Annotated in this window: 16 protein-coding genes, 1 tRNA gene and 1 pseudogene; 7 read left to right on the forward strand and 11 right to left on the reverse strand. The window is 68.8% G+C overall.

The window, feature by feature from the left end; translation table 11 throughout:
• The first annotated feature begins 2 nt into the window (after positions 1-2).
• The 5 genes from NF20_RS17265 (at position 3) to NF20_RS28305 (ending at position 2,711) form a co-directional block, all read left to right on the forward strand.
• A complete protein-coding gene (locus tag NF20_RS17265) occupies positions 3-827 on the forward strand; it encodes an LLM class F420-dependent oxidoreductase (protein ID WP_009975169.1) in 825 nt (274 codons plus the stop codon).
• A gap of 49 nt (positions 828-876) precedes the next feature.
• Positions 877-949 (forward strand) — tRNA-Arg (locus NF20_RS17270).
• Positions 950-1,208: 259 nt separating this feature from the next.
• A complete protein-coding gene (locus NF20_RS17275; protein ID WP_224111441.1) occupies positions 1,209-1,727 on the forward strand; it encodes a helix-turn-helix domain-containing protein in 519 nt (172 codons plus the stop codon).
• Positions 1,727-2,302 carry a DUF6036 family nucleotidyltransferase gene (locus NF20_RS17280; protein ID WP_033713172.1) on the forward strand — a complete coding sequence of 192 codons (576 nt, stop codon included), beginning with the start codon at positions 1,727-1,729 and terminating at the stop codon, positions 2,300-2,302. The genes NF20_RS17275 and NF20_RS17280 overlap by 1 nt, the downstream gene beginning before the upstream one ends.
• 190 nt (positions 2,303-2,492) lie before the next feature.
• Positions 2,493-2,711 (forward strand): hypothetical protein, encoded by a 219-nt coding sequence (locus tag NF20_RS28305; RefSeq protein WP_016705560.1) that lies wholly within the window; start codon positions 2,493-2,495, stop codon positions 2,709-2,711.
• Positions 2,712-2,745: 34 nt separating this feature from the next.
• Here the strand turns inward: NF20_RS28305 and NF20_RS17285 are convergent, their stop codons facing one another.
• From NF20_RS17285 to NF20_RS17325, 9 genes are all read right to left on the reverse strand, one after another.
• Positions 2,746-3,132 carry a hypothetical protein gene (locus NF20_RS17285; protein ID WP_003872877.1) on the reverse strand — a complete coding sequence of 129 codons (387 nt, stop codon included), beginning with the start codon at positions 3,130-3,132 and terminating at the stop codon, positions 2,746-2,748.
• A gap of 39 nt (positions 3,133-3,171) precedes the next feature.
• The gene (locus NF20_RS17290) at positions 3,172-4,755 is read right to left on the reverse strand and encodes a DUF4185 domain-containing protein (protein WP_003872878.1); all 1,584 of its coding nucleotides are present in this window, start codon (positions 4,753-4,755) and stop codon (positions 3,172-3,174) included.
• 993 nt (positions 4,756-5,748) lie between these two features.
• Positions 5,749-6,183, reverse strand: coding sequence for a hypothetical protein (locus tag NF20_RS17295; protein ID WP_023900194.1), 435 nt, complete (start codon positions 6,181-6,183; stop codon positions 5,749-5,751).
• A gap of 68 nt (positions 6,184-6,251) precedes the next feature.
• Complete coding sequence (locus NF20_RS17300; protein WP_003872880.1) at positions 6,252-6,713, reverse strand: SRPBCC family protein; 462 nt, start codon at positions 6,711-6,713, stop codon at positions 6,252-6,254.
• Between the two features lie 3 nt (positions 6,714-6,716).
• Entirely contained in the window at positions 6,717-6,905 is a 189-nt protein-coding gene (locus NF20_RS17305; RefSeq protein ID WP_019733774.1) for an antitoxin, read from the reverse strand.
• A gap of 62 nt (positions 6,906-6,967) precedes the next feature.
• Positions 6,968-9,340: a cation-translocating P-type ATPase gene (locus NF20_RS17310; protein ID WP_033713171.1), complete on the reverse strand. Its 2,373-nt coding sequence runs from the start codon at positions 9,338-9,340 to the stop codon at positions 6,968-6,970.
• Positions 9,337-10,923 carry a serine hydrolase gene (locus NF20_RS17315; protein WP_033713169.1) on the reverse strand — a complete coding sequence of 529 codons (1,587 nt, stop codon included), beginning with the start codon at positions 10,921-10,923 and terminating at the stop codon, positions 9,337-9,339. Before NF20_RS17315 ends, NF20_RS17310 begins: the two co-directional genes overlap by 4 nt.
• Positions 10,924-10,952: 29 nt before the next feature.
• Complete coding sequence (locus NF20_RS17320) at positions 10,953-12,065, reverse strand: MBL fold metallo-hydrolase (protein ID WP_031354224.1); 1,113 nt, start codon at positions 12,063-12,065, stop codon at positions 10,953-10,955.
• Between the two features lie 2 nt (positions 12,066-12,067).
• On the reverse strand, positions 12,068-12,799 hold the full coding sequence (locus tag NF20_RS17325) for an enoyl-CoA hydratase (RefSeq protein ID WP_009975158.1): 732 nt from the start codon (positions 12,797-12,799) through the stop codon (positions 12,068-12,070).
• Positions 12,800-12,826: 27 nt separating this feature from the next.
• Between NF20_RS17325 and NF20_RS17330 the strand changes: the two genes are divergently transcribed.
• On the forward strand, positions 12,827-14,299 hold the full coding sequence (locus NF20_RS17330; protein ID WP_033713167.1) for a carboxyl transferase domain-containing protein: 1,473 nt from the start codon (positions 12,827-12,829) through the stop codon (positions 14,297-14,299).
• Between the two features lie 130 nt (positions 14,300-14,429).
• Positions 14,430-14,713 (forward strand): annotated as a pseudogene (locus NF20_RS17335) (FAD-dependent monooxygenase).
• A gap of 6 nt (positions 14,714-14,719) precedes the next feature.
• Here NF20_RS17335 and NF20_RS17340 read toward each other — a convergent pair.
• A complete protein-coding gene (locus tag NF20_RS17340) occupies positions 14,720-16,840 on the reverse strand; it encodes a glycogen debranching N-terminal domain-containing protein (protein WP_023869665.1) in 2,121 nt (706 codons plus the stop codon).
• A complete protein-coding gene (locus NF20_RS17345) occupies positions 16,837-18,027 on the reverse strand; it encodes a glycosyltransferase family 4 protein (RefSeq protein WP_033713164.1) in 1,191 nt (396 codons plus the stop codon). Before NF20_RS17345 ends, NF20_RS17340 begins: the two co-directional genes overlap by 4 nt.
• Between the last annotated feature and the right edge of the window lie 112 nt (positions 18,028-18,139).

Consider the following 18,139-nt stretch of genomic DNA (forward strand, 5'->3'; position numbering starts at 1 on the left):
GAGTGTTGGTGGCCAAGGACTTTCGCTTTGGAATGAGCATGCGGTTCTACAAGTCGCGGGAGGCGCTGCTCGACAAGGCCAAGCGCGCCGAAGACGCCGGCTTTGACATCCTTTGTGTACCTGACCATTTGGGCGCCGCGGCGCCGTTCCCGACGCTGACCGCGGTCGCCATGGTCACCACGACGCTGCGGCTGAGCATGTACGTGCTCAATTCCGCGTTCTACAAGCCGGCCCTGCTCAGCCGGGACATGCAGGCCCTGGATCTGCTCAGCGACGGCCGCCTCGAGATCGGGCTGGGCACCGGGTATGTCCGCGAAGAGTTCGAAGCCGCCGAAATCCCGTATCCTAGCGCCCGCGAGCGGGTCGACTACCTCGAACACATGACGACGTACCTCAAGGAACACCACCCGTCGACACCGCTGATCATCGCCGGCAACGGGGACCGGGTGCTGACCATCGCCGCCCGCAATGCCGACATCATCGGGCTGACCGGCGCCAAGGTGCGCGACGTCGAGGACCCGTTCGCCGAGCGCGTCGAGTTCGTCCGCAACGCGGCCGGCGATCGGTTCGACTTGCTCGAGCTGAATCTGGCCATCACGGCCATGCCGCGCGTCGGTGAGACCGAGCCCGACCTCAAGCTGACCCGCAGCTACTCCCCCGAGCTGACCGACGAGCAGATCCTGTCGATGCCGTCGGTGCTCAGCGGTTCGCCGCGCGACATCGCCGACACCTTGTCGGCCTACCGCGACAAGTACGGCGTCTCGTCCTTCACCGTGCAGGACAACCACATCGACAACTTCGCCAAGGTCATCGCCGAACTGCGCTGACGGCGGATTTCGGTTCTCGGCGCACCGCCCCGGTAAGCTCGGGCCGTCCGCCCTCGTAGCTCAGGGGATAGAGCACGGCTCTCCTAAAGCCGGTGTCGCAGGTTCGAATCCTGCCGGGGGCACAGGTGGGGCACAGGTGGGATTGTATGACTTCGGCTGATGCTTGACGGATCTATGTCGGGTGATGCCTGACAGTGTTTCGGTTGATGCGTGACAGTTGTTTCGGCTGATCGGTGACACCCCCTGACCTTCACCGACAGCATCAAATGCAGCGATCTTGGATTCCCTAGCTGGAAGTGCGTCGAAGCGCGGGCCTCATCGTGCGGCACTCGCACCAAGGAAGACCCGCCGCACCTATAGTAAAAAATGCTATAGTTTGGCATGAGCGGGCAGAGCGACGTCTTACGGACGGTGATGCACGAAACCGGCACCACCCAGTCCGAATTGTCTCGGCTCAGCGGTGTGCACCAGCCGAGCATCAGCCAGTTCCTCTCGGACAAGGTCGAACTCAGCGATGAGCAGCTCGACCGACTGCTGTCCTGTATGGGGTACCGACTCGAAATCACCCGCCAACCAGTCGCTCCCACGCTCACACGCTCAGAACGCCGCTCGTGGAAACTGCACCGCGAGCTGGCCAGACACCTGACACGGTCGACCCTCACCCAATGGAAACCCGTGATCGAGCGCAACTTGCGACGGTTGAGGTCCGGCGTCACCGGCCAACCACACATGAGAAATCTCGACCGCTGGGAATCGCTCGTGAGAGACGGTGACGTCCCCGGCCTTCATCGCGTCCTTACCGGACTCGGCCGCGATTGCATCGAAATGCGCGAAGTCTCACCGATGGGCGGACTGCTCCCCGATGAGGAGCGCATCCGCGTTCTGCGCACGGTGCGCTGATGCGGCGAGACCAGCTTGAGCACGCCATCCGGGCCGCCTGCCAAATCGCCGGACTGACTGAAGTGATCATCGTCGGCTCCCAAGCGATCCTCGGCACCTACACCGAGGACCAGCTGCCCTTCTACGCCACCAGGTCGGTGGAAGTCGACGTCCTGCCCATCACCGACGACACGGGCGAAATCGCCCGTCTTGCAGATGAACTCGAGGGAGCCGCGGGCGAGTTCTCCCCCTTTGAGCGACTTCACGGTTTCAGTATCGACGGCGTGGACCTGCAGACCTCGGCGCTGCCCGACGGATGGCGCGATCGGCTGGTCAAAGTGCAGAACGAGAACACCGCCGCCCCATCGGGCGAACCTCAATACATCGGATGGTGCCTCGACAAGGAAGACTTGTGTGTTGCGAAGTTGTGCGCACTACGGGAGAAAGACCAGAACTTCGTTCAGGCACTGATCGCTGCTGATCTCGTTGACCCGCAAGTGATTGCAAGCCGCCTCGTGACCGTACCCGAACCCTATCGGAGAGCCTCCCAACGAGCAGCCGCCTGGCTCGCTCATCGCACAGACAACGCTGAGTAGCACGAGAAATCGTTTGCGGGCGGCGGACGTGGTTAATTCGCCCGGCCGCCCGCCACCCAACAGCCGGGGGCCTGAAGCACTTCACGTCCCACCAACCGCGGGAAACAGGACTACCATCGGTGAGGTGCGTGTGCGGGAAGAAACGTAGCGGCCGTCGCCTCGTCGGGGCATAACACCTGCCGGGCCTGCGATGCGGAAGCTAGTCGCGACACTGATCGCCGTTGGGGCCTTGACTCTCAGCGGGGCCACCGCTCACGCCGAGAACCAGCCGGCACCGCCGTCGCCGACCCCGCCACCCCTGGCACCGAAGTGTCTGAGTTTCGATTTCGGCCCGCCCGCGCACTGGAACTACCTGCCGTGCGGATGGACGACGGACGGCAAGCGGTGGATCCCGTTGCCCCCGCCGTGACGGCGACGTCGCACCAAATGCGTTCCGCCGCGGCCTAACTGGCCTTGAGGTGCCCGCCTCCCCGGCAGCTGACGCCGCAGACGCCCGCATCCCCCCGGGCGTCTGCGAGCGAAAGCGCCTGGTCAATCGGAACACCACTGCAATCCAGGCCGTTGACCACCAGGCCCAGGCTGATCGCGCCGTCCGCGCGGGTGCTCTCGATGCACACCTCGATGTCGCGCAGCCCTGGCCTGCCTATAGTCCAGAAATCCGGACGGTGACCGTCGAACACCGTGTGACCCTCCGCACCGTCGTCGTCCCGGCGCCCGGTGACGTCTGCCGCCGACGAGGCGGGCACGTCGTCGGGCAGCGCCGCCGCGGCGAGCGGAGTGAGCGGGTCGGCCAGGCCGCAACTGTCGTCGTGATACTCCAAGGCGATCATCGTCGCCCTCCTCTCACTCGGCCACCGGATGGGACAGCTCTACGGCAGAACGGTGTGCATCAACATCACGTCGTATGCCGACCACAGCGACAGGTTGAAGTACAGGTCTCGCCCCGAGGACCAGGGATGGATCATCGGCGCGTAGATGCCACCGGGCATTTGGAACGAGGACACCAACGGCTGCTCGGGACTCCACGGCCCCTGCGGGGTCGGCGCGGTCCGCGCCACGACGTCGTTGCTGCCGCCGTCGGTGTAGAGCACCAGGTATTGCTTGAGATAGCTGTTGTACTGGGCCGACATCTCGCCCACCGGGCCGGGGAAGATCGGCGTCGCCGCACCGGGGTTGTTTGCCACCCAGTGCCCGCCGTTGTCGCCGTTCCAGTATTGGTACTTGGTCAGGTCGGGCAATTGGTTCGGCGGAACGCGGGACAAGAATGCCGCCCCGCCGCGCCCCGAGGGCGTCCCGAACTGGTAGATGTAGCCGTCGTTGCCCTTGAGGAACGCGCCCATCTGGAAGTTCTCGTTGCCGGGCGTAAACCCGGCTCCCGGAATGGCATCCGGCGACGCCGTGCGAATCGAGGTCGGGAAGATCCCCCAGTTCTGGCCGTTGTCGGTGGACCGCGCGATCGCCGAGTAGTTGGTCGACCATTCGCCGTCACGGCCCCACTGGCGGATGGACATGTAGCTCATGTATTGGGTTCTGCCCATCGACATGCCCGACGTGGGAATGATGCCGGTTTCGTGCGCCGCCTTGTGGATGGTGTTGACGACCTGTTTGGAAAGCCCGGGCGCCCACACCGGTGAGCCGGAGTACCTGTCGTTGGGCACGCCGTCGGCGATGTGGATTCCGTGCGAAAGGTCGTGATCGTTGCTGCGGAACAGCGTGTTGTAGCGCCATTGCTGGCCGTGCACCTTGCAGTAGCCGAAGGTGTCGCCGAAGGCCATCAGCACCTGGCGGTTGGCGGGATCGCCGTTGTCCCAAGCGATCCCGAGGTCGGTGCCGGAGATACTGAAACGTTGCAGGGTCTTGTTCGGGCCGTTGGGTCCGGTCACCCAGTCGACCAGCGACGTCGGGGCGCCCGCGATCGACGGGGGCGGCGGACCCGGCGCGGGTTGCGGCTGGGGCTGCGGCTGCGGCATCGGGGCGGCGTTCGGGCGCAGCTGGTTGGCATTCGGCGGTACCGCCCCGCCGGGTGTGGGCGGGTTGGGTCCCGGCGGCAACACCTCGGCTTGCGGATACATCGGTGCGGACGGGTCGGGCCCGGGCCCCTCGGCCCGCGGGTGCACCGGTGCGGAGTACTGCCGGCCCGGTGCGCTCGGCTTGAGCAAGGACGAGATCAGCGGACCCAGCTTGGGCAGCGGCGCCTGGTCGTTGGTGTGGGTGGGCCTGCGGCCGGTCGGCGGCTGCACAACCGGCTGCGGTGCGGGCATCGCCGGCGGCGCGGCGGGCGGGTCCACGTTGGCTTCGGGAGCCCCACACGGTGTGGCGTTCGCGGTTGGCGCGGGTCCCACCACGAGGACGAATCCGACAGCGGCCGCCGACGCCATCGATAGCGACACACTTCGCAGAAACGCCGACATGTAACACCTTTCGAGGGGGTTGGACACCGCGTTGACGTCCATAGTTGGCTCCTGTGACGATAGTGAGCAGCGGGGCAAATGTGACCAGTGATGAGCTGATAGGTATGCATCCGTGACCGTGTCGCAATGCGTCGGCTCCCCGGCCGCGACGCAGGTTTAGCGATTAACTCAGCGGTAGATCCACGCAGGTGACGAGTCTTTCAGCGTTCGCCAACAGCGGAGTGGCCGGGTGTCCGGGCGATGCGGTGAGCGGTGCCAGGATGGGCCCCATCGGCGGCGCGTCCGCCCGCCCGCCGGCCGCCGGTTTGTCGCTAGAAGGTGGGCACTTCGTCGCTCGGCGGTCGCCCGCCCGGCGCCGGCCCGCGTCGGTCGCACAGTTTGCTGGACGGCTGCCGAACGCGCGGCCGGCGCCCGCGTGTGCCCGCCCGCGTCGCAGACGGATGCGGCGCCGAGACGCGGCGTGACCCCATCGGATCGCCACCGGCTCCGCATCGGTACAAGCGCACCACATCGTCGCAGCTCAGGCTTCCCGTCGCGGGCATGCTCGACGGTTTCCGGCGCCTCGCCGAAACACGAATCGTCGTTAACCCAACGGGGCGCCGGCGTCGTGGCACACTCAAAGAGATTGGGTCATCATGTTTGTCGACCATGATCGGCGGCAATGATCCATCAGAGACGAGCGCGTCGGCCGGCCTTCGCGCCCGTCTAGGTCCCGTCGGTTCAGCCCGAGAGCCGACGGGGCCGCCCTTTTCCCACCCTCTCGAATCCCCACCGAGCACACCGGCTCGCCGCTAGGCCTCAACAACGGCGCCGCCCGGGGGTAGCGTTCGGGCTATGCACGGGTCGAGCGGTCGGCCGATTATCGGCGCTAACCCCGACGATTTTGCTCGCATCGCCACCGGAGCAATCCTTGGGCGAAGGCAGCCGAGCACGACGATCGTCGCCACATTCCTGTCCACCCCGCCCGAGGACGACCACCACCCCTACCGGAGCGGGAAACGCCTGCAGACCACGAGTTCCCGTCGGCCTGACGGCTCAGCGGCGCGACCGGCCGGAGACCAGGACCGCGATCGTGGCCACCATCGAGCACGCGACGGCGCAGGCCGCGCCGCCCGCGCCGACGTAGAGGCCGTATTCGGCCGACACCGGCGGATTGACGTTGAGCTTGTAGTACCACACCGTGAGCGCCACGATCAGCAGCGAAATCAGCAGCGCCGTAACGGAAGCCACCTTCACCGACAAGCCGCGGCCCATCATGGCGCCGGCCACCAGCAACGTCGAGGCCAGCAGCACGATGAGCTGCCCCGCGCCGAAGCCCCGCGGCAGTTCCAGGTTGCCGTGGGCGCCTCCGATGGCGTTCGCCCAGCCCCCGCCGTTGACCGTCGTCCGCAGCCACGGCAGCCACGCGCTGGCCGAAATCAGCACGGCGCAAAGGGCCACCAGCCAACCGGGGCGCAGTCGGCGAGTCATGGTGCGAGACTAGCCGACTGCGGCGTCGGTCCCGGCAGTGAACGTCGTCCCCAGCGTGGCGCCCGCGCTCAGCGATGACCGTTGGTGCTCGGATCCGAGCGGGCGAACACCGTGACGAAGTTCTCCAGCGACTGGTCGATGTCGCCGCGCAGCGCGGCCGCGACGATCATGCCGATGGGCCCGAACAGCGCTGGACCGCCGAGGTGCACGTCGAAGCTGACGACCGAGCCGTCCGCCTTGGGCTGCACCTTGGCCATCAGCTTGACCTTGACCCCGCCGACGCCGTCGCCGTTGAGCGTCATGCCCTCCGGTGGCTTGTAGCGCACCACCGTCCATTTGATCCGGTTGAGCATGCCCTTGACCTCGACGATCGACTCGACGACGGTGCCCTTGTCGATCTGGTCGGGCAAGGTGCTGCGCCACACCCGGTGAATGGTCAGCCACTCCTTGTACCGGGACAGGTCGGAGGCGTGCTGCCAGGCCACCTCGGGGGGCAGCGGAACATCGATGGATCCGGAAAGCTTGGCCACGGCTCAGCCCTGCTGGTCGCCAGTCTCGGTGGCGCCGGTGGCCTTCTTGGCCTGCTCCTGCACCTGGTGGATGGTGTCGGAGTACTTGCCCTGCGTCTTTTCGTCGACGAACTCGCCGGCCTTGTCGATGGCCATCTCGAACTTGTCGGCGTTCTGCGACAACAGGTCCTTGGCCTTGTCCAGGAATCCCATTACGCCCTCCCTTTTCCCCGGCATCGTACTGCCCGCCGCCGACGGAGCTGAGTTCGCTGTGCTCAGCGCCACACCTGCGGCCGCACACCCAGCATTTTGGCCCGGATCCACCAGGCGGCCTCGATCGCGGCGGCGCCCAGCACACCGATGCCCAGCGCGGACGAGGTCACCACGACATTGGACGGATCCAGCAGGAACGCCTTGCGGGCCAGCGGCAGACTGAAGATCACCACATAGGCCAGGCCCGACGCGATCACCAGCGCCACCCGCCACCACTGGTAGGGCCGGGCCACCACCGCGAGCACCCACAGCGCCGTCACCAGCAGGGTGATCAGGGCCGCGGTCGAGGCCTGATCCTGTTGCTGGAAGGTGGCGTGCCGGCCGTGATAGGCCACCAGGTACGAGGCGAAGGTGGCCGCGCCGACGATCAGGCCCGACGGCAGCGCCGAGCTGAGCACCCGTCGCACGAAGCCAGGGTGGGCGCGCTCGTTGTTGGGAGCCAGCGACAGGATGAACGACGGGATGCCGATGGTGAACCACGCCGCCACGGTGACGTGGATCGGCTGGAACGGGTACAGCAGCGGATCGGCCTTGAGCGCCTTGGCGAACAGGCACTCGAGGCCGACCAGCAGCGCCAGCAGCACGGAGTAGACCGTCTTGGTGAGGAACAGGTTGGCGACGCGTTCGATGTTGCCGATGACCCGTCGGCCCTCACCGACGACATACGGCAGGGTGGCAAACCTGTTGTCCAGCAGCACGATCTGGGCAACCGCGCGGGAGGCGGGGCTGCCGGCGCCCATCGCCACGCCGATGTCGGCATCCTTGAGCGCCAGCACGTCGTTGACGCCGTCGCCGGTCATCGCCACGGTGTGCCCGTGCGATTGCAGGGCGTGCACGATGGCGCGCTTCTGGTCGGGGCGCACCCGGCCGAAAGTGGTGTAGGTGTCCAGCATGTCCGCCAATTGCGCCGGGTCCGAAGGTAATTGGCGGGCGTCCAGCGTTTCGCCGTGCAGCCCCAGTTCACCGGCCACGGCGCCGACCGAGACGGCGTTGTCACCCGACAGCACCTTGACCGAAACACCTTGATCCGCAAAGTAATCCAAGGTCTCGCGGGCGTCGGGGCGGACCTTCTGTTCGAGCACCACCAGCGCCACCGGGGTGATCGGGCCCGGGGCGTCGGGATGGTCGACGGCCCGGTCGGCGGCACCCAGCAGCAGCACCCGCAGCCCCTGCGCCCCGAGCCGTTCGGCCTGCCCGGCCGCCGCCGAACCCGGATCGAGCAGTACGTCCGGCGCACCCATCACCCAATCGCCGTGACCGGCGAACGACACCCCGCTCCATTTGGTGGCCGACTTGAAAGGTGCAGTCGCCGTGACAGTCCAGCCGGGCGGCCGGGAATAGGTCTGGGCGATCGCGCGCATGCTCGCGTTGGGCCGCGGGTCGGCGGCGGCCAGCGCGGCCAGCACGTCGGCGATCCGATCGTGCCCGGACCCGTCCAGCTCGTCGACGCGCGCGACCCGCATCCCGCTCTCGGTCAACGTGCCCGTCTTGTCCGCACACACCACGTCGACGCGGGCGAGACCTTCGATGGCCGGCAGCTCCTGCACCAGGCACCGGCGCTGGCCCAGCCGCACCACCCCGACCGCGAAGGCCACCGACGTCAACAGCACGAGCCCTTCGGGCACCATGGGCACCAGCGCGCCCACGGTCCGCAGCACGGACTTCTGCCAGCCGGCGTGCGTGGTGAACAGCTGGGTGTAGATCGTCAACAGGCCGGCCGGCACCAGCAGGTAGGTGATGAACTGCAGGATGCGGTTGATGCCGTTGCGCAGTTCGGATTTCACCAGGGTGAACTTGCTGGCCTCCTCGGCCAGCCTGGCGGCGTAGGCCTGCGAGCCGACCCTGGTGGCCCGGTAGGCGCCGCTGCCGGCGACGACGAAACTGCCCGACATCACCGAATCGCCGACGGCCTTTGCGATCGGGTCGGCCTCGCCGGTCAGCAGCGACTCGTCGACCTCCAGGTTGGCCTCTTCCACGATCTCGCCGTCGACCACGACCTGATCGCCGGGCCCGAGTTCGATGATGTCGTCGAGCACCACCTCGTCGGGAGGCAGAGCGCGAGTGCCGGATTGCCTGCGCACCATGGGTTTTGCCTGCCCGACGATGGCCAGCTTGTCCAGCGTCTGCTTGGCCCGGATTTCCTGGACCATGCCGACGACGCTGTTGGCGATGATCAGCAGGCCGAACATGCCGTTGATCACCGAGCCGGTGGCGAGCACGATGAGCAGCAACACCCCCAGGATCGCGTTGATCCGGGTGAACACGTTGGCCCGGACGATGTCGGTGATGCTGCGCGTCGCGCGCTGCCGCACCGCGTTGCTCTGGCCGTGCGCGACCCGCTGGGCCACCTCGGCGTCGGTCAGGCCTGTGTTCATCGGGTGAACGTCCCCAGCTGGTCGGTGTCGTAGTACTCCAGGTTGAGCCTGGCCGCCGGCGAACCGGTAAACGTGGCCGTGGAAACCGTTCCGGGCGGGGCGTTTTCGCCGGCCAACGGGAAGGTGAAGGTGTCGCCGTCCCAGTGTGTGAGGGTGGCGGTCCGGTGTTGCGGCCCCATCGTCAACTGCAGGGCGCCGTCGTGCTCGGTGATTACGGCCGGACCCCAGTAGTCGTTGGCGTAGACGCCGGTGTAGTCGCGCAGCGGCCTGGCCGGCGCCGGGGCGGACGGCGGCTGCTTGCCCACCAGCGAACCCAGCGGATTGTTCAGCCAGCCAATGGCTTTCCGGTACAGGGCGGCCCAGTCCTCGCGGATCTGGCCGTACTGCACGAGGTCCATGAATTCGGCGGTCAGCGTCTCCGGGATGCCGTAGGGCGCGGCGTTGGTCAACGCGATGATCGCCAGGTCCTCCGACGGCAGCACGACGAAATTGGTGGCTGCGCCCACATCGAAGGCGCCGGAATGGCTGTATTCGGTGCGCCCCGAGGAATCCACCGAGGTGTTGAAGCCGTATCCGTAGAATCCGGTGCGCGCCTTCGGTGTGGTCGCGGGGCCGGACACCACTTGCGGGCTCAGGGCGGGCAGCAGCGCCTCCGGCGATGCGATGTGCTCGCCGTCGTGGGTTCCGTTGTCCAGCAACATCATCAGCCAGCGGGCCATGTCGTGCACCGATGAGCTCACCCCGCCCGCCGGTGACTGGGCGTCCGGGTTTCGCTGGAAACGGGCCTGCCAGCTGTCGCCGATCTTGATGTGGTTGACCGCGCGGTTGGGCCGGGCGAGGAAGTCGGCGAACCGCGAGCTGGTCGACGTCATTCCCAACGGGCGGTAGAGCACCTCGTCGGAGAGCTCTTCCCAGGTTTTGCCGGCCGCGGCCGCCACCGCCTCGGCGGCGGCGGTGATCCCATAGTTGGTGTAGGCGTAGCTGTTTCGGAAAGGCCGCAGCGGCAGCAACCTGAGTCGCTCGCAGATCTGCCGACGGCCATAGCCCAGATCTTCGAGTTTGTCGCCCGCATGATCGGGCAGCCCGGAGCGGTGCGAGTACAGATCGCCGACGGTGACATGGCCGGTGACGTAGGGGTCGCCGAGCGCGAACCACGGCAGCGTGGAAACCACGGGCGTGTCCCACCCCACGACGTGGTCGCTGACTTCGTGTGCGACCACCGTCGCGCCCACCGATTTGGATACCGACGCCAGCTGGAAGACGGTGTCGGTGTCCACCGCGTTGTCCCGGCCCTGCCCCCTGGTCAGATCCTTGACGCCGAATCCCTTGGCGTACAACACCTTCCCGCCATGCACGATGGCCACGGCCATCCCGGGGATGCCGCTGCTTCTCATCAGGTCGGCAACGAGGCCGTCCACCTTCGCCACGGCCTCGTCGATGCGGCCGGCCGGGATCGCCAGGGCGGACACCTGGTTGGGCGGGACGTCGGGCGGTCGCGGCGGCGCGCCGGCCGGTTGCTGCGCAAAGCCGCATCCGGTCAACCCGAGCAGCACCGCCGTCAGGACCGCCGCGCGTTTGCTCATGCGCGAACACTAACGCGGCGACGGCAGATTCAGAGCCGCCACCACGGGTCGGGTTTCTGCGGGGCCGCGGGATCGATGCGCTGACCGGGGACCGGCACCGCCACCTTCACCTTCGCCGGCTCGGCGGCGGCGAGCAGGCGCTCAACGGGTTCGGCCCACGGGTGCGGCGCCAATCGGAAGGTGCCCCAGTGGATCGGCACCAGCAGTCCGTCGTCGGTGACGTCCCGGTGTGCCCGCACCGCTTCCTCGGGGTTCATGTGGACGTCCGGCCAGGCCGTGTTGTAGGCCCCGATGGGCAGCAGGGTCAGGTCGAACGGCCCGTGCTCGGCGCCGGTCTGGGCGAAGGTCTTGGTGTAGCCGGTGTCGCCGCCGAAGTAGGCGCGATGGGTCGGGCCGGCCAACGCCCACGACGCCCACAGCGTGGTATTGCGGTCCAGGAAGCGTCCCGAGAAGTGCCGCGCCGGCACGCAGGTCACGGTCAGCTCGTCGACCTTGCCGCTCTGGTGCCAGTCGAGCTCGACGATGCGCTGCTCAGGTATCCCCCACCGGCGCAGGTGGGCGCCGACACCCAGCGGCACGAAAAACGGGGCGCGCTGGGTGCGGGCCAGCGCCCGGACGGTGTCGATGTCGAGGTGGTCGTAGTGGTCGTGGCTGATCACCACCGCATCGACGGCGGGCAGCCCTTCGAGTTGGATCGGCGGCGGATGCAGCCGTTGCGGCCCCACGATGTCGGACGGCGAACACCGCTCGCTCCACACCGGATCGGTGAGCACCCGGTACCCGTCGATTTCCAGCAGCGCCGTCGAGTGGCCGAACCAGCTGACCGCCAACCGGCTGGGGTCGGCGTCGACGACCCCCGGTGAGGCCAGCGGGATCGCCGCCGGCGGACGGCTGCCGCCCCGGTTCGCGATCAGCTCCCACGCGATCAGCCGCAGCTGCTCGCGGTCCATCTTGATTTCGGAGGCGGGCTCGAGGTTGACGAAGGCGCCGTCGCGGAAGTGCGGCGAGCCGGACGTCACGGCCGCGATCGACGCGGGGTCGGCGCCCAGGGCGTCCGGGGCGCCGTGCAGGGCGCGCACCAGCCAACCGCCGGCCGCCAGCGACGCCGTCCCGGCGACCAGCCGAAGCGTCCCCCGCATGATCGTCAGGCCCCCTGGAACTTCGGCGGCCGCTTCTCTATTCGGGCGACCTGGGCTTCGATGACGTCCTGGCTGCCCCAGGCCTTGTCGAACAGTTCCTTGTGCACCGGCCAGGCCTCTTCGATGGCGCCGTCGTCGTTGAGCACCCGCTTGGCGTGCGCGATGGCCAGCGGCGCGAGGCCCGCGATCTCGGCGGCCCAGGCCTGCGCGTCGGCCAGCGTCCCGATGCGGTTGGCCATCCCGGTCTGCAGCGCCACGTCGGCGGTCAGCTTCTCCGCGGCCAGCAGCATGGCCCGCGCCCGCCCGTGGCCGACCAGCGTCGACAGCCGCCGGATGCTCCAGTTGTCAAGGGCCAGGCCGTATTTCGACGTCGGGAACTGGAAGAACGCGTCCGGCGACACGACCCGCAAGTCGCATTGCATGGCCAGTTGCAGCCCGGCGCCGATGGCCGGGCCGTTGATGGCGCCGATCACCGGAATCGGCGTGGCGTCCAGCACCTTGTGCAGCTCGATCAGCCGGTCGGGGTAGTCCGCGGCGAACGCGTCGCCGCTCAGGTCGGCGCCGGCGCAGAACACCGTGCCCTGGCCGGTCAGCACGATCGCGCGGGTCGAGCCGTCGCCCGCCTTCAGCACGGCCTCCCGCAGCTCCTCGACGAGCTGGGAGTTCAGGGCGTTGCGGCGCTCGGGGCGCTGCAGCTCGATGGTCAAAACGGCTTCGGCCCGGGTAACACCGATCATGGCAGCCACCCTATATAGCCTCGTCTCGTGAGTCGTATCACGGCTGGTCAACTACGCGATGCGGTGCTGGACGAAAATTCCTTCCTCCGCTGGGACAGCGAGCCGCTGGCCGTGCCGGTCAGCGCGGCCTACGCGCAAGAGCTGGCTGACGCCCGCGCCGCGACGGGTCTCGACGAGTCGGTGCTGACCGGCGAGGGCCGCATCTTCGGTCGCCGGGTCGCGGTGGTGGTGTGCGAGTTCGGCTTTCTCGGCGGCTCGATCGGGGTGGCCGCGGCCGAACGGATCACCGCCGCGGTGCAGCGGGCGACGGCCGAGGGGCTGCCGCTGCTGGCCTCGCCGAGCTCGGGCGGCACCCGGATGCAGGAGGGCACGGTCGCGTTCCTGCAGATGGTGAAGATCGCGGCGGCGGTCCGCCTGCACAAGCAGGCGCACCTGCCCTACCTGGTTTATCTGCGCAATCCGACCACCGGCGGGGTGTTCGCGTCGTGGGGTTCGCTGGGTCATGTCACGGTCGCCGAGCCGCGCGCGCTGATCGGCTTCCTGGGCCCGCGGGTCTACCAGCAGCTCTACGGCGAGCCGTTCCCCGAGGGCGTCCAGACCGCGGAGAACCTGCAGCGGCACGGGGTGATCGACGGCGTCGTCCCGCTCGACGAGCTGCGCCGCACGCTGGACCGCGCGATGACCGTCATCGCCGACGCCCCCGAGCCGCTGGCCGCGCCGCCGCCGCCCGAGCCGATACCCGACGTCGCGGCGTGGGACTCGGTGGTCGCCTCGCGACGGCCGGACCGCCCGGGTGTGCGGCTGTTGCTGCGGCACGGCGCCACCGACCCCGTGCTGTTGTCGGGGACCGGCCAGGGCGAGGCGGCGACCACGCTGTTGGCGCTGGCCCGGTTTGCCGGCCAGCCCGTGGTGGTGCTCGGCCAGCAGCGCCTGACCGGCGGGTTGGTGGGCCCCGCGTCGCTGCGCGAGGCCCGCCGCGGCATGGCCCTGGCCGCGGAACTGCGGCTGCCGCTGGTGCTGGTGATCGACACCGCGGGGCCGGCGTTGTCGGCCGAGGCCGAACAGGGCGGGCTGGCCGGCCAGATCGCCCAGTGTCTGGCCGAGCTGGTCACCCTGGACACCCCGACGGTGTCGGTGCTGCTGGGGCAGGGCAGCGGCGGGCCGGCGCTGGCGATGGTGCCCGCCGACCGGGTGCTGGCCGCGCTGCACGGCTGGCTGGCCCCGCTGCCGCCGGAGGGCGCCAGCGCGATCGTCTTCCGCGACACCGACCACGCCGCGGAACTGGCTGCGGCACAAGGCATCCGGTCGCGCGATCTGCTGGCGTCGGGCATCGTCGACGTGATCGTGCCCGAGCATCCCGATGCCGCCGACGAGCCGGTCGAGTTCGCGCGACGGTTGGCGCTCGCCGTCGCCGCCGAGGTGGCTGCGCTGCGCGAGATACCCGCCGACGAGCGGCTGGCCGCCCGGCTGCGCCGCTACCGGCGCGTCGGCTTGCCCTGACCGTCGATAACGCGCCTCACCGCCCGCGACACTTAAACCACGCACACGACACGCCGGGCCGGGTGTGCGTGGTTTAAGTCTCGACGCAACGCGGGCCGGCGACGAAACGCGGGCCGGCGACGCCGCTCACGTGCACAGCCCCGCCGGCGGGCAGGGCATGAATCTTGGTATCACCGATGCCATTTCGCTCCCGCGGCGCTGGCACAGATCGCCCGGGGCGGGCCGGACACCGTACTCGACGCGTACGGAGACGCCCAGCGGCAACGCACCGAGCGGGTGCTGCGGCTCACCCGCGTCGCGACGCTGCCGCGCCCGCTGCGGCCCCTGCGCAACGCCGGAATGCGTTTGGCCGCAGGCATTCCGGGCGTGCAGCGACGGCTGGCCGTCCAGTTGAGCGGCCTGGGCCACCGGTGAGCGGCGCTACGGCGTCACCAGCTGCCAATCGTCGCCCAGGCCCTGCACCTTGACCGTCTCGCCCTCGGCTTCGAGCTGCACGGTGGTGGCGCCGAGGCGCAGGTTGGTCAACGCGATCCGGCCCCACTCCGCCGGCAGGTGCGGCGTCACCGTCAGGGCGCGGTTCGGCACGTGCGGGTCGAGTCCCAGAAACGACCGCAGCAACAGCAGCGGCGCGGCACTGGCCCACGCCTGCGGCGAACACGACGTGGGATAGGGCACCGGCGAGGCGAACTGGGAACGCGGGAAGCCGCAGAACAATTCGGGCAGCCGCCCGCCGAACGCCGCTGCCGCATCGAGGAGACCCGTCGCCAGACGCTCGGCCAGAGCCAGTGCTCCCGGGATGTGCCCGTAGCGCAGCAAGCCGGACACCGTGATGGCGGTGTCGTGCGGCCACACCGAGCCGTTGTGGTAGCTCATCGGGTTGTACGCGCCCATGGTGGTGGCCAGGGTGCGCAGCCCGAATCCCGAGTCCATCTCCTCACCGGCCAACCGTTCCACGATGGCGGCCGCGTGCTCGTCGGTGGCGATGCCCGTCCACAGGCAGTGGCCGACGTTGCTCGTCAACGCGTCGACGCGGTCCTTGCGCCCGTCCAGGGCGACGGCATACCAGCCGCGGTCGGGCAGCCAGAACGCCTCGCCGAATCGGGTCCGCAACGCCTGCGCACGCTCACGAAGCTGCGCCGCCTGCGCCAATTCGCCCATGCCCTCGGCGAGTTCGGCCCGCGCGAGCAGCGCGGCGTAGACGTAGCCCTGCACCTCGCACAGCGCGATCGGCGGTTCGGCGACCCGGCCCTTGGCGTCGTTGATGCCGTTGAAGCTGTCCTTCCAGCCCTGGTTGATCAGGCCGCGGTCGGTGGCACGCCGGTATTCGACGAAACCGTCGCCGTCGCGGTCCCCGTACTGCTCTGCCCAGGCGAGCGCGGCGTCGGCCGCGGGCAGCAACGACCGGATGACCGCCTCGTCGGCGCCCCACCGCCAGCTCTCGGCGAGCAGCATGACGAACAGCGGGGTGGCGTCGGCCGTGCCGTAATAGACGCTGCCGCCCAACACGTCCGTGCTGGCCGGTCCGCGGCGGATCTCGTGCATGATGCGGCCCGGCTCCTCCTCGGTGAGGGCGTCGACGCGCCGCCCCTGCAGGGCCGCCAGCCGCTGCAGCGTGCCGATCGAGAGCCCCACGTCCAGCGGCAGGGCCATCCACGCGGTCAGCAGGCTGTCCCGGCCGAACAACGTCATGAACCACGGCGCACCGGCGGCGACGTACGGCCGGCCCCGGCCGTCGGCGTCGTGAATCAGCAAGGCGCCCAAGTCACTTTCGGTCTGCCGCAACACCTGCGCCAGCCCGGCGTGGTCGGTCTCGACCGTGGTCGCGGTGTCCCGCCATCTCTCGATCTTGCGGGCCGGCGCGCTGGACTCGATGTCCTTGCCACGCGGAATGCGGGTCCGCACCTTGCGATTCGACCACGTCGGCTGGACCATAACCTCGGTCTGCCAGCGGCCCCCCGGCGGAACCACCACCCGCCAATTCAGCGAGCCGGGCAATACGATCGGGTCGCCGCTGGCCGACACGGTCAGGCCGCGCACCTGGTCGGCGCGGCCCCGCAACACCAGTTCCCCGTCGGCGACGTGCATGTCGGCCCCGGCCGTAGCCGCCCGCCCCTCCTTCACCGCGAACAGGTCGGCGAAGTCGGCGTCGGCGTGCAGCTCCAGGGACACCACCGTGCTTTCCTTGTCGAGGTTGTGCAGCGAAATGGTTTCCCGCAGCCCGTCGGCGACCAACCGCTCGCGCACGATCAACAGGGTGCTGTCGGCGAGTCCCGACCGCGGTGCCCGGCGCAGGATGAACTGGGCGGCGAACGCCTCCGTCGCCTCCACCGACAACGCCTCGGCGACTTGGCCGTCCACCCGCAGCTCCCACCGGGACAGCACCCGCGCGTCCCGGAAGAACAGGCCGTAGGAGGTGCCAACCGGCACGTCGCCGTGCCGGTTGGACAGGCAGAACGTTCCGCCCTCGACCAGGGTCACGGCGTCGCCGCCGGACCCGATCTGCGCCGGCGCGCCGCCGTTGAAGGCCGTCGCCACGCTCATGCCGGTGCCTTCTGCCTGAAGTCGCAGGCGCGCCTTCCGGTTTCGATCGATTCCACCAGGCCGGTGCTGCGCATCCGGCGCGGCGCGGCCGTCGCATGCTGCAGCACGTTGCGGTAGATGGCTTCGTACGCCGAACCGAACTGTGCCACAGCGAAATTCGCGGCGACATGGCGCCGGCATGCGTGCGGGTCCAGGGCCTGGGCCCGGGCGATGGCCCCGGGCAGTTCGTCCGGGTGATCGCAGACCACGCCCGTGACCCCGTCGGCGACCACCTCCGAGACCGCGCCGCCGCGCAGGGCGACGACGGGCGTGCCACAAACCATCGCCTCGATCATCACGATGCCGAACGGCTCCTCCCACTGGATCGGGAACAGCAGGCAACGGGCGCGCGACAACAGCTTTCGCTTGCTGACCGCGTCGGCCTCGCCGAACACGTGGTCGTTGTCGGTGAGCAGCGGCCGCACGCAGTCCTCGAAGTACTCCTTTTCCGAGGGCTCACTGCATTTGCCGGCCAGTACCAGCGGGATGCCGGCCTCGTGCGCGGCCCGCAGCGCCAGGTGCGCACCCTTGTACGGCGCATACCGGCCCAAAAACAGTGCGTAGTCATGCTTTTCGGTCTCGAACGGCCACTCGTCGATGCGCAGCGCATTGTGTACGCGGCCAACCCAATTCAGCTCCGGAGCCAGCTGCCGCTGACGGTCGCTGATGGCCACCAGGCCGACGTCACCACTGAGCTCGCGGTAGTAGGGATGCAGGTCGTCGTCGATCGGGCCGTGCACGGTGACCACCGTGGGCACGCCCAGCCCCTGGTAGATCGGGGCGTTCATGGGCCCGGCAAAGGTGTGGTCGTGCACGATGTCGACGCCGTCCTCTTTGGCGATCCGGGTGATGGCGCTGCGCACCTTCAGCGCGTGCATGATCTCGGGGTAGGGCTCGCCCAGCCGCTCGGGCACGGTCCGGTCCCACAGCGGGATGAATCTGGCCGCCGTGCCCGGTTCGCCGGCGCCGAGCAGGGTGACCTGGTGTCCGCGGGCCACCAGCATGTCGGCGAGATCGGCCACGACGGCCTCCACGCCGCCGTACCCGTCCGGCGGGACGTCGAAATACGGCGGGGCGACGAGCACGATCCGCAGCGGTCGGCCGGCTTCCGGGACATCGGTCGGCAACACGAAATCAGCGCCGCGCATTGACGTTTTCCTCCTTACGACTCCATCACACGCGTTAGCACTCCAAGCCGTCGAGTGCTAATTATGACCGTTAAAGTGTGTTCCGCCAAGGGGGTTGGGGTGTGGCGCAGTT

The sequence above is a fragment of the Mycobacterium sp. MAC_080597_8934 genome, from assembly GCF_000523975.1.
In the GTDB taxonomy this organism is placed as follows: Bacteria; Actinomycetota; Actinomycetes; order Mycobacteriales; family Mycobacteriaceae; genus Mycobacterium; species Mycobacterium avium.